Origin of the sequence: Streptomyces sp. NPDC001717 (assembly GCF_042892775.1) — a bacterium.
Taxonomy (GTDB): domain Bacteria; phylum Actinomycetota; class Actinomycetes; order Streptomycetales; family Streptomycetaceae; genus Streptomyces.
Window position 1 is genome coordinate 44808 of record NZ_JBIAUK010000046.1, and the last position, 11511, is coordinate 56318.

Sequence of the window (11511 nt, forward strand, 5' to 3'; positions counted from 1 at the left end):
CCTCCAGTATCGGACGGGTCAGGCGGCCGCGGCCAGCCTGCGCACGTGCCTGCCCAGCCATCGGGCGTAGCGGAGCTGGAGGAAGGGGATCACCGGACCCGCGAGCCGCGTGTACCAGCTGTTCGGGCGGCTGAAGGCGGTCACCGTGAACCACACCGTGCCGTCGGGGTCGATCTCCACGACGAAGGACTCCTCGCCGCATTCCGGATGGCCGGTCAGGGTCCCGTACGCGAATCCCACCCGGGCCGGTTCGTACGCGGTCCAGATCACCTCGCACGGGGCCTCGATCCGCAGTGGCCCCACTCCTATCCCGACGACCGCCCGGCTGCCGGGGCGGACGGCGCCGTCCGCCGCCCGCACCCGCATGCCCGAGGTGCGGTGGGCGTGGAACGTGGTCACCGCGGTGCCGGCGGCCTCGAAGGCGGCCCGGCCGTGGCCGACCCGGGTGCGGTGACGCAGGTGGTTGTAGCCGGCGGGCAGCGGCAGGCGGGCCGTGGCTCCCCGGTCGGGGTAGCAGACCGTTTCCCGTCCGGCGCTGATGAGGCGGGTCATGGCGAGAACTCCTCGAAGTGTGCGGTCGGGTGGGTGTCGGGGTGGATGCCGGAGCGGACGTTCCGGTGGACGACCGGTCCGGTGTCCGGGCCTTCGCCCGGGCCCCCGCTCGGGGCGGTCTCCGCGCTCAGCCGGTGCCAGGCAAGCAGCGAGCACAGGGCGAACCCGAGGGCGTTCCCGAGGCCGTGGGTGGCGGCCATCCAGGTCAGGGTGGGGTGCACGATGTCGGTGGCCTCGCCGGCCGCCCACCACAGGGCGAGCAGCATGGTCGCCACCAGGACCACCGCCGAGGTGGACAGGAGCGCCCGTGTGGTCCGGTCGCGCGCCCCGGGCCGGATCTCCCGCCAGGTCGGCAGGGCCACGGCCCACATGCCGGCGGTCAGGACCACGGCGCCCACCAGCTCGGCCCAGTCGTCGACGAAGTAGCCGAGCAGCACCAGCGCGGTACCGGCGGGGACGCTGTACGCCGCCCCTCGCGACAGCCGGTCCGGGGACCCGGTGCCGACCGCCCGGCACACCAGCCCGGCGACCAGGGCGGCCGTGAATCCGGCGAAGTGGAAGTGCGGAACGGTCAGCGCCAGGACGTCGAGGTCGAAGCCGAAGAGTCGGATCCCGGCGCGCTCGGCCACCAGGGCGGTCCCGGCGATCGAGGGCGAGACCAGCGCGGTGGCCACCGCGATCTCGGGCGGGCGGGGGAGGGAGCGGCCGCGCAGCAGCCGGGCCGGGGCCCGCGCCGCGAGGGCCAGGCAGGCCGCGGCGTACAGTGCGGCGAGCGCGGTGGCGACCGCCCCGCGCGGCAGCCAGAGGGAGACGGCCCCGGCGGCGGCCGGCAGGGGCCAGAGCCGGGCGACCCGGCGCAGTCCGGCCGGGTCGATCAGGCGCAGGCCTGCGGGGACCACGTAGAACATGCCCAGGGTGACGATCGTGTTCACCAGTACCGTCACCCTGGACTCCCCCCATGTGCGCGGCCAACGCATTGAACGCGTTCAACTCGCGATGCTGACCTTACGAGGTTGCTTGAACATGTTCAAGTGGCTCTCCGGTTGCGACACTCCCGGGCATGCGTCAGACAAGAGTGAGCAACCGGGGCGAAAAGGGAGACCCACGTGTACGGACCGACACCTCCGACACCTCGTCAGGCACCACGTCGTCAGGTACCGGCGGGCGCTGCCCTGTTCGCCGCGCTGGGCCTGCTCGCGGCAGGCTGCGGCGGACACGACAAAGCCACGGCGAACGCCGGACCCGAGAGCCAGGAGGTATACCTCCAGCCCGTGGCCTCGGCCGGTCCCGACCCCTTCACCACCTCCTCGGCCACCGCCGAGTCCGCGCCCGTACAGCCCCCGCTGCCGAATCCGACCGGACGCGGCATCCGCACCGTCAGCGCCGACACCCCCGGCCTGTACGGAGGGACCCAGCGGCTGGGCAGCTGCGACGTGGAACAGCAGGTCCGCCACCTCACGGAGGACAACGCCAAGGCCCGTGCCTTCGCCGAGGCGGCCGACATCGAACAGGCGAAGATCCCCGAGTTCCTGCGGGGCCTGACCCCGGTCGTGCTCCGCGCCGACACCCGGGTCACCAACCACGGATTCCGCGACGGCCGCGCCGACGGCTACCAGTCCGTCCTCCAGGCCGGCACGGCCGTGCTCGTCGACGAACACGGAATGCCCCGGGTCCGTTGCGGATGCGGGAACCCGCTGGGTTCCCCGCGGGCGGCGAAGGGTGCCCCGGTGCACAAGGGCGATGCGTGGAACGGCTACCAGCCGAACCAGGTCGTCGTCATCGAGCCCACCATCCACGTGATCAACCACCTGGTGATCGTCAACATCGCCGACAACACCTGGCTCGAACGCAAGCACGGCGACGACGGAGCCCAGGACCGCCCGCCGCAGGTGGTGCCCCCGTTCGATCCCGCCGACGGCATCCCGTCCGGTCCCTCGACCGACCCGGGGGGCAGACAGCCGGGCACCGCACCGGGCGACCCGTGCACGGGCCCCGGCGACAACGGTCCGGCCCGCACCTCCCCGCCGGCCACCCCGGCGCCCACGCCGACGGACTGCCCGCCGGGCGCACCGCTCTCGCAGGACCCGGCCGCGCCGTCGAAGCCGGCCTCCCCACAGCAGCAGCCACAACCGCTGCCGCCCTCCGACACGCCGACGGACATCCCGTCCGACCTGCCGCCGCAGTTCCCGTCCGAGTCCGGAGCCCCCCTGGAGCCCGACGGCTCGACGCCGCTGCCGACCGACCCGGGCGACCCCTTCGCCAACCCGCCCGCCGATCCCTACGCGGACCCGTACTCCACCCCGAACGGCGACCCGAACGCGGACCCGAACCTCATGCCACCGCCCTCGGACCCGGGGTACCCGCTGGAGAGCGCCTGACCGGCGGGTGTGTCATGGTGGATCGGTGCCGACCACCGTATCGCTGCCGGACGACTGGCCCGCACACCCGGACCGGTCGCTGTCACTCAACCGCATGGGCAGTTTCGACTGGGACCTGATCACCGGTCTCATGCACATGGACGAAGCCGCCCTCGACGTCTTCGACACCACCCCGGACGAGTACGAAGGCCGGCCCGAGTCCCTCTCTCCGCGCGTCCCGCCCGACGAGGGGGCCCGGCTCGACGCCCTGGTCTCCTCCGCCCTCAAGAGCGGCGTGGACAGCTACGGCGCATACTTCCGCATCCGCTGCCACGACGGACGGCTGCGCTGGACGCACACGCAGGGCCGCGTCATGCGCGGCCAGGACGGGCGCCCGTACCGGATCATCGGCATCGTGCGGGACGCCACCGAGGAGCTCAGCCACTCGGCGGAGCGGCTCGGCCTCGACGAGGAACGGCGCCGGCAGACCTCGGTGGTGGAGTCCACCACCGCCGCCCTCGCCCACGCGCGTACCGTCCAGGACGTCATCGACGCCCTGGGCGACGCCCACGGCCTGGAACGGCTCGGCTCGATGGGCATGGTGATGGGCCTCGTGGAGGCCGGCCGGATCCACCTCGTCGCCGAAGGCCCCGAAGGCAGCTTCGTCCCCGGCACCCGCTACACCCGGATCGACGAGCAGTACCCCATGAGCGAGGTCGTCCGCTCGCTCCAGCCGCGGTTCCTCGATTCCGCGCAGGAGTTCGCCGAGGACTATCCCGAGCTCTGGGCGAAGATCTCGTACATGGACATCTCGGCGGCCGCCTACCTGCCGCTGATCGCCCAGGCCAGGCCCATCGGCGCGATCGGCCTCCTCTACCAGGACAAGGACGGCTTCACCCAGGACGAGCGCAACCTGCTCGTGGCCCTGGGAAGCAGCATCGCGCAGAGCCTCCAGCGGGCCATGCTGCTGGAGCAGGAGCACGACCTCGCCGAGGGGCTGCAGCAGGCGATGCTGCCGCGCCGGATCCCGTCGGTGCAGGGCGGCGAGATCGCGGTCCGCTACCGCTCCGCCCGGATGGGCCAGGACATCGGCGGCGACTGGTACGACGTCATCCCGCTGCCGGGCGGCCGGGTCGGCGCGGTCATCGGCGACGTCCAGGGCCACGACACGCACGCGGCGGCGGTGATGGGCCAGCTCCGGATCGTGCTGCGCGCGTACGCGGCGGAGGGGCACTCGCCGGGGACGGTGATGGCGCGGGCCTCCGTCTTCCTGCACGAACTGGACACCGACCGCTTCGCGACCTGTACGTACGTGGAGGCCGACCTTTCGACGGGCGTGCTGCAACTCGTACGGGCCGGCCACATCGATCCGCTGCTGCGCACCCCGGACGGGGACTGCCGGCGCCTCCCGGTGAGCGGCGGCATGCCGCTCGGGCTCTCCGCGGAATTCGGCCGCCTCGAATACCCGGTGACCACGGTGGAACTGGACCCGGGAGAAACGCTCCTGCTGTGTACGGACGGCCTCGTGGAACAGCCCGGAGCCGACCTCGACGACGGGATCCAGCTGCTGACCTCGCTGGTCCGGCGCGGCCCCGGGGACCTCCATCGGTTGGCGGACCTGCTGTGCGGGGTCATCGACGAACGCGGGGGCGACGACGACATGGCGCTGCTCCTGCTGCGCCGCCACGCGCCGACCACCCCGGGGGGCGGGGGCCGCCTCCAGCAGCACGTGGCCCCGGGCGACCCGGAGGCGCTCGTCGCGGCGCGGCACATGATCGGCGCGGCGGTGCGCGCGTGGGGCGCGCGCGAACGGGCCGACGAGATCGAGCTCGTCGCGGACGAGCTCATCGTGAACGCGCTGATGCACACGGACGGCCCGGCGATCGTGACCCTCCGGGTCCTGGAGGGCCCGCAGCGCCGGCTCCGAGTGGAAGTGGAAGACCGCTCCAGCGCCCTGCCGAGGCGCCGGGAGGCGGGGGAGGCGGGGGTCTCGGGGCGGGGTCTGATGCTGGTGGACCGGCTGGCGGACGTGTGGGGGGTGGAGCCGAGGGGGAGCGGCAAGTGCGTGTGGTGCGAGTTCGTCATGGGCTGACCGTTCCCCTGCGGGGTGCGGAAAGGTGTCGGGGGCCGTGCGCGGAGGGCGGCCTGCGCGCCGCGTCCTCGGGGCTCCGCGCCGGACCCCGCGCCTCGCACGCAGGCGAGGCCGGATCCGCCTGCCGCCTGCCGCCTGCTGCCCGCCGCCGGCCCGCTCGCGCTTCGCGCTGGCCGGCGGCAGGCTGGAGCCATGCCCGAGCTGCCCGAGGTCGAGGCCCTGAGGGAGTACCTCGACGCGCACCTGCCCGGCCGGACGGTCGAGCGCGTCCATCCGCTCGCCGTCAGCGTGCTCAAGACCTACGACCCGCCCCTGACCGCGCTCGAAGGGCGGACCGCCGCCGGTACCTCCCGCTTCGGCAAGTTCCTGGCCGTGCGGATCGGGGAGCTCCACCTGGTCACCCACCTGGCCCGCGCCGGGTGGCTGCGCTGGCACGAGACCCTGCCCGCGGCGCCGCCCCGCCCCGGCAAGGGGCCGCTCGCGCTGCGCCTCGTACTGGAGGGCGGCGGCGGGTTCGACCTCACCGAGGCGGGCACCCAGAAGCGTCTCGCCGTGTACGTGGTGCGCGACCCCCAGGAGGTGCCCGGAATCGCCCGCCTCGGCCCCGATCCCCTGGCCGAGGATTTCGACCGGGACGCCTTCGCCGCCCTCCTGGAGGGGGAGCGGCGCCAGATCAAGGGCGTGCTGAGGGACCAGAGCGTCATCGCGGGCATCGGGAACGCCTACAGCGACGAAATCCTGCACCGGGCCAAGGTCTCCCCGTTCAAACTGGCCGCGTCCTTCGGGGACGAGCAGGTCACCGAGCTCCACGCGGCCGTGCGGGACACACTGCGCGAGGCCGTCGCACGGGCGCACGGGCTGGCGGCGGGTGAGCTGAAGGCGGAGAAGAAGAGCGGCCTGCGCGTGCACGGCCGGGCCGGGGAGCCATGTCCGGTGTGCGGGGACACGGTCCGGTCGGTGTCCTTCGCCGATTCCTCGCTGGAGTACTGCCCGACCTGCCAGACGGGTGGCAAGCCGCTCGCCGACCGGCGGCTCTCCCGCCTCCTCAAATAGCCCCGCGCTGCGTAGACTCCGGCACCATGCCCGAGGAGCAGCAGTCGCCGCCCCGGCGTGAGGTCGTCACCGGGGTGCCCCGGGGCGATCGCCGCCGGCCGCCCGCGCACGCGCCGGCGCGCTCGGAGATCTCCGAGCAGACCACCCTCGGCGCCACCTACGTACGGGCCCTGATGCGCAGCCAGCTCCGGGCCGGACTGGGCGCGCTGGCCGCGCTCGGGTTGCTGGTCGGCTCGCTGCCGCTGGTGTTCGTACTGCCGAGGGGGAGTTCGCGGACGCTGGTCTGGCCGGCGCTCGGCGTGCTGGTGTATCCGGTGATGTGGCTCGTCGCACGCTGGTACGTCACCCGGGCGGAGCGCAACGAGGCGGACTTCACGGGCCTGGTGATGGATCCCGCGGAGCGTTCCCCGGACCGGTAGCGCCGGCCGTCAACCGCGTGCGCCGAGGCGGGCCTCCAGGCCGTCGAGGATGGCCTCCACGCCGAACTCGAACGCCTCCGCGGCCGCCACGGCGGGGTCCTCGGCCTGCTGCTCCTCCATGCGGGCGCGCAGCCGCGGGAACTGCGACGCGATGTCCCGCGCCCACTCGGCGACGCTCGGCGGCGGTTCCTGGTCGCCCTTTCCGCGGGGTACCCGGGCGTCGGCGATCGTCGCCCGGGAGGCTTCGGCGAGCAGGGTGCCGACCACGAAGGTGAAGGACGCGTTCACGGCCCGGTCCAGCTCCCGACCGCTGAACCCGGCCGCCTCGTAGATCGCGTACGAGTGTTCCTGGAAGGCGGCCATCCCCGTGCCGTAGACGAAGTGCGTGCTGATGGCGGGTACGAGCCACGGGTGGCGTCGGCCCAGTGCGTACGTGTCGTGCACCAGCGCGCGGGCCGCGGCCCGCCAGCCGACCACGGCCGGGTCCCGGAAGTCCAGTTCGCCCCACACCTCGTCGGCGGCGAGGACCACGAGGCTCTCCTTGCCGGCGACGTGCCAGTACATCGCGGTCGCCGCCGAGCCCATCCGCTGCCCGAGGCGACGCATGCTCAGGCCGTCGATGCCCTCGCTGTCGAGGAGGTCGACGGCGGCCCGGACGATCTGGTCACGGCTCAAGGTCTCACGCGGCATGGCCACAGGGTAGCCAACGTCTTGCACGGTGTTCAACAAAGGGGTTGTGGTGGGGGTGGGGCTTCTTTTACGGTGTGCAAGTCGCCGAGTTGAACACTGTAAAAGGAGCTCTCGTGAGTACGTCGACCGAAGTCCGGCGCACCTGGCACCGCCCGCTCACGGCCTGCGCGGCCCTGATGGCGGGTCTCGTGCTCCTCTGCGGCGTCGCCATGGCCGTGGACGGGCGGACCCTGCTGGGCGAGTCGGTGTGGGCCAAGCCCATGAAGTTCGGTTTCGCCTTCGCCCTCTACGGAGCAACGCTCGCCCGGCTGCTGACCGGGCTCCACAAGGGCAGGCGCCTCGCATGGTGGGCCGGCACCGTCTTCGCACTGGCCACGACCGCCGAGGTCGGAGCCATCACCGTGCAGGCGGCGCGCGGCACGATCAGCCACTTCAACGCGGACCGCGGCGACCCCGTCACCCTGGCCCTGGTGCCGGTCCTCACCCTCGGCGTGATGGTCATCGTCATCGCGCAGTTGGTCGTCGGCGTCGTCGTGCTGGTCCAGCGCACCGGCGGCAGGGACCTGAACCGGGCCATCCGAGCCGGCATCGGCCTCGCCACCGCCGGCATGCTCATCCCGGTGTACTGGATGGTGACGGGCATCCACGAGCGCACCGTCACGGACGCCAACGGCCACGGGATCCCGATGTACCAGGGCCACGGCATCGGGGACCCCGACGGGCACGGCATGCCCCTCACCAACTGGAGCGTCACCGGCGGCGACTTCAGGGTCCCGCACTTCTTCGCCCTGCACGGCATCCAGATCCTGCTCGTGCTCACCGCCGTGCTGATCGCCCTCTCGGCCCGCCACGCCTGGCTCCGCGACGAGCGCGTCCGCGCCCGCCTCGTGGGCATCGCCGCGCTCGGTTACGCCGGCTTCGTCGCGGTCGTGACCTGGCAGGCCGGTCGCGGCCAGTCACTGATCCACCCGGACGCCGCGACCCTCGCGGCCCTCGCCGCGGTCCTGACGGCTTGCGCCGCGGCGGCGGTACGCGTGGTCGCCGCCGCCCGCCGCGCCGCGACGACTGCCGTGGGCCCGGTAGGTCAGAACAAGTGCATCGCCAAGTGACCGAGCGGCAGTCCGAGTTGCCAGGCCGGGGTCCACACGCGGGCGTTCTCGTCCAGGCCCGCCGGGGTGTCCGCGTGGCCGTGGCGGCCGGGGTCGAGGTTGGTGGCGAAGAGTTCGGTGCTGTCGAGCCAGCGCCAGGCCGCCCGGGCCAGTTCCAGATCGGGGTCCTCGCCGCGGCCGCGCTCCCTGGCCTCCTCGCCCAGCGCGAGGAACCGGGTGTGGACCCAGTCGCGCCACGGATGGCCGTACGCCGTCAGCGACAGCCACTCGTCGAGTTGGGAGACCACCCGGATCCCGGACAGCTCGCCGGCCGCGTCCGAGAGGTAGATCGTCAGGGCGAGCGTGTCGCGGCCGGCCCGGAATTCCAACGTGCTGACCGGGATCAGCCGGCCCGTGCGCAGCAGTTCGTCCGCGATGTACTCGGCATAGAGCCACGCCATGGGCACCGCGAGCCCGCCGTCACTGGTGCCGTTCGTACCCTCGGGCTGCACCGTTCCACCTTCTCCCACGCGTCCAGCGTCCCGCCGTCAGCCACGAGCCTTCACCCGGCGGCTCGTGGAGCGGGGGATGTTTACTCAACTTGCGCGCTCTGATGCCGAATTCGATGCATTTTCTGTCCGGTTCACGTACGTTCGAGGCACTCCCTGACCGGGGCCGTCAGGCGCCGAGCCCGTACCCGTACCCTTGCAGGCCCTTCCTGAGGGCGCGCAGGGCGTAGTGCGTACGGGACTTCACGGTGCCGGCCGGGATGCCGAGTTCGGCGGCGGCCTCGGCCACGGACCGGTCCTGGAAGTACACCTGCATCAGCACCTCTCGGTGCTCCGCGCCCAGTGAGCCGACCGCGCGGCGGACGTCGATCGCCGTGACCGAGCCGGCCACCGCGTCCTCGGGGGCGGGCGCCTGCTCCAGTCCTTCCGGGTCCACCTCCTGCGGCCGGGACAGCCGGGCCCGCCGTGCGTCGATCGCGAGCCGCCGGGCGACCGTGAACAGCCAGGGCCGCATCGATTCGTGCTCCGTGGACAGGACCTCCGGGTGCTGCCAGACCCGTACGAGGGTCTCCTGTACGAGGTCCTCGGCGCGTTGGGCGTCACCGGCCGTGAGTCCGAGCAGGAATCCGAACAGCGCCCGCCCGTGTTCGCGTTGGAGTTCGGCCAGGGCCTCGGGGGCCGTGTGCCGGCGGGTGGGGGAGAGCGGCACGAGGGGCTCCTTCCGGGGGGTGTGGGGGCCGACGGTCAGGCGTCCCGTTCACCCTGACCTGCGGCGGGCCGCCTCGGAACCGTCCCGTCCAGTCCGTGCGCCCAAGCACCCCGGTCGGCCGGTGGGCGGCAGTGCCGGTCGGCGAACGGTCGAACGGCGCGGCGAACGGCAGGGGGCCGAGGGGCCGGGGGGTGGCGCGGGAGGGCTCCGCATCGGCCGTCGGGGTGAGTGCGCGGCAGGCGGACGGATCCGTTCCTTGACTTGGGACGTCCTGTTATGTGGATTGCAGGTGATCGGATATCAGATAGTCGTACTAACGAGAGCTGGGGCAGATGACCAAGCCCACCCGGAGAACGGCCGCCCTCCTGTCCGCACTCCTGCTGTCGGCGGCCGCGGCCGGCTGCTCGGCCGCCGGGAAGTCCGGTCCGGCCCGCCTGGCGGACACCGGCCGACCCACGCCCTCCCACGCCGCCGGATCCCCCTCGGCCCAGGGCTTCACCCTCGTCGCGAGCGGTGACGTGCTGCCGCACACCTCGGTCATCCAGCGCGCCGCGAACGACGCGAACGGCGACGGTTACGACTTCAAGCCGATGTTCTCCGACGTCAAGTCCGTGGTCTCGGCCGCCGATCTCGCCCTCTGCCACATGGAGACCATCTACGGCGAGGAGGGCGGCCCCTTCTCCGGCTACCCGGCCTTCACCTCCCCGCCCGAGGTCGCCGACGCGCTCAAGGCGACCGGCTACGACGGCTGCTCCACGGCTTCGAACCACACCCTCGACGACGGCGGCGACGGACTGCGCCGCACCCTGGACCGCTTCGACAAGGTCGGGCTGAAGCACGCCGGCTCGGCCCGTACGGCCGCCGAGGCGACCACCGTGACCATGTACAAGGCGGGCTCCGCGAAGGTCGCGCACCTCGCCTACACCTACGACACCAACGGCTACCCGATGCCGGAAGGCCAGCCGTGGGCGGTCAACCTGATGAAGCAGGACAAGATCATCGCCGACGCCCGGGCCGCCCGGAAGGCCGGCGCGGACGTGGTGCTGGTGAGCGTGCACTGGGGCACGGAATGGCAGACCGAGCCGGACGAGACCCAGCTCTCCCTCGGCAAGGCGCTGACCGCCTCGCAGACCGCAGGCCGCCCCGACATCGACCTGATCCTCGGCACCCACGCGCACATCCCGCAGGCGTACGAGAAGGTCAACGGCACGTGGATCGTCTACGGCATGGGCGACCAGGTCGCGGGCGAGATGTTCAACTACTCGGGCGCGCGGGACATGCGCGGCAACTACGGCTCGATCGGCCGCTTCACCTTCGCGCCGCCGGCCGCCGCCGGGCAGCGCTGGCAGGTCACCAAGGCCGAGTTCGTCCCGCAGATGATGGACCTGTCCACCGGCCGCGTCGTCAACCTCGCGCTCCACTCCGAAGGGGAGGAGCACGAGAGCGCCAAGGAGGCCGTCACCGAAGCGGTCCTGGGCCGGGGCGCCGCGAAGGACGGGCTCACCATGGCGAAGTGAGGGGCCTTCCGGTCCGTGCACCGGGCCCCGGTCCGGGCGGCATCGACCTGCCGCGAGATCACGGACCGGAGTGCTCGTGCCCGGACTCCCGCTCGGGGTTCGTGACGAACCGGCTCAGCCGGTGAACGGTCGGCGCCGCCAGGCGCCCGCACAGTGTGTCGATCCGGATCATCCGCTCGTCGACTCCCACCTGCCGAAGACGGCGCAGTTGCGTGCGCAGCTCCTCCTGGTCACCGGTCACGAGCACCAGTTCCCACCGTCCCGCGTCCGGTGAGGTGAGCGCGGCGAGCCGCTGCTGCTCGGCCTCTCGTCGTCGCCGTCTGCTCCGCTGTCCTGGCATCGGCCCAGAATCGCGCGCCGGCGTCAGGACGGCAAGGCGATTGCGCCGCGTACGCACGTCCCCGCCGAGGGCCCCATCCGGAAAAGGGCCCTAGGCACTGTCTGATAATTGATCTTGTGGTGGGTCGTGGTGAGCTGACGGATGTGGCGTGGGAGCGGATAGCACCCCTGCTGCCTGGTGTTGAT

12 protein-coding genes are annotated in these 11511 nt (G+C 72.6%); 6 read left to right on the forward strand and 6 right to left on the reverse strand.

Annotated elements, in window-relative coordinates; translation table 11 throughout:
- Positions 1–18: 18 nt before the first annotated feature.
- Both ACFYZL_RS38220 and ACFYZL_RS38225 read right to left on the reverse strand, forming a co-directional pair.
- The gene (locus ACFYZL_RS38220; protein ID WP_384755084.1) at positions 19–552 is read right to left on the reverse strand and encodes a DUF1990 family protein; all 534 of its coding nucleotides are present in this window, start codon (positions 550–552) and stop codon (positions 19–21) included.
- Positions 549–1496 carry a YndJ family protein gene (locus ACFYZL_RS38225; protein ID WP_388685542.1) on the reverse strand — a complete coding sequence of 316 codons (948 nt, stop codon included), beginning with the start codon at positions 1494–1496 and terminating at the stop codon, positions 549–551. Before ACFYZL_RS38225 ends, ACFYZL_RS38220 begins: the two co-directional genes overlap by 4 nt.
- A gap of 327 nt (positions 1497–1823) precedes the next feature.
- Between ACFYZL_RS38225 and ACFYZL_RS38230 the strand changes: the two genes are divergently transcribed.
- The 4 genes from ACFYZL_RS38230 to ACFYZL_RS38245 all read left to right on the forward strand — a co-directional run bounded on the left by ACFYZL_RS38230 (position 1824) and on the right by ACFYZL_RS38245 (position 6473).
- Positions 1824–2930, forward strand: coding sequence for a DUF6777 domain-containing protein (locus ACFYZL_RS38230; protein ID WP_388685545.1), 1107 nt, complete (start codon positions 1824–1826; stop codon positions 2928–2930).
- Between the two features lie 7 nt (positions 2931–2937).
- On the forward strand, positions 2938–5001 hold the full coding sequence (locus tag ACFYZL_RS38235; protein ID WP_384755092.1) for a SpoIIE family protein phosphatase: 2064 nt from the start codon (positions 2938–2940) through the stop codon (positions 4999–5001).
- A gap of 192 nt (positions 5002–5193) precedes the next feature.
- Positions 5194–6054 carry an Fpg/Nei family DNA glycosylase gene (locus ACFYZL_RS38240; protein WP_384755094.1) on the forward strand — a complete coding sequence of 287 codons (861 nt, stop codon included), beginning with the start codon at positions 5194–5196 and terminating at the stop codon, positions 6052–6054.
- A 26-nt stretch (positions 6055–6080) separates the two neighbouring features.
- On the forward strand, positions 6081–6473 hold the full coding sequence (locus ACFYZL_RS38245) for a hypothetical protein (protein ID WP_384755097.1): 393 nt from the start codon (positions 6081–6083) through the stop codon (positions 6471–6473).
- Between the two features lie 9 nt (positions 6474–6482).
- Here ACFYZL_RS38245 and ACFYZL_RS38250 read toward each other — a convergent pair whose 3' ends face one another.
- On the reverse strand, positions 6483–7163 hold the full coding sequence (locus ACFYZL_RS38250; RefSeq protein ID WP_384755100.1) for a TetR/AcrR family transcriptional regulator: 681 nt from the start codon (positions 7161–7163) through the stop codon (positions 6483–6485).
- 113 nt (positions 7164–7276) lie between these two features.
- Here ACFYZL_RS38250 and ACFYZL_RS38255 point away from each other — a divergent pair, with 113 nt between their 5' ends.
- Positions 7277–8272, forward strand: coding sequence for a hypothetical protein (locus ACFYZL_RS38255; protein ID WP_388685548.1), 996 nt, complete (start codon positions 7277–7279; stop codon positions 8270–8272).
- On the opposite strand, the gene ACFYZL_RS38260 is transcribed toward ACFYZL_RS38255, so the two are convergent.
- Together ACFYZL_RS38260 and ACFYZL_RS38265 are read right to left on the reverse strand one after the other, a co-directional pair.
- Positions 8248–8712: a hypothetical protein gene (locus tag ACFYZL_RS38260; protein ID WP_384755113.1), complete on the reverse strand. Its 465-nt coding sequence runs from the start codon at positions 8710–8712 to the stop codon at positions 8248–8250. The two genes, ACFYZL_RS38255 and ACFYZL_RS38260, sit on opposite strands and share 25 nt — an antisense overlap.
- 217 nt (positions 8713–8929) lie before the next feature.
- Entirely contained in the window at positions 8930–9469 is a 540-nt protein-coding gene (locus tag ACFYZL_RS38265; protein ID WP_384755105.1) for a sigma-70 family RNA polymerase sigma factor, read from the reverse strand.
- Between the two features lie 332 nt (positions 9470–9801).
- On the opposite strand from ACFYZL_RS38265, the gene ACFYZL_RS38270 reads away from it, so the two are divergent.
- On the forward strand, positions 9802–10986 hold the full coding sequence (locus tag ACFYZL_RS38270; protein WP_384755108.1) for a CapA family protein: 1185 nt from the start codon (positions 9802–9804) through the stop codon (positions 10984–10986).
- Positions 10987–11044: 58 nt separating this feature from the next.
- Here the strand turns inward: ACFYZL_RS38270 and ACFYZL_RS38275 are convergent, their stop codons facing one another.
- Positions 11045–11326, reverse strand: a complete 282-nt coding sequence (locus tag ACFYZL_RS38275) for a hypothetical protein (protein WP_384755111.1) — start codon at positions 11324–11326, stop codon at positions 11045–11047.
- Between the last annotated feature and the right edge of the window lie 185 nt (positions 11327–11511).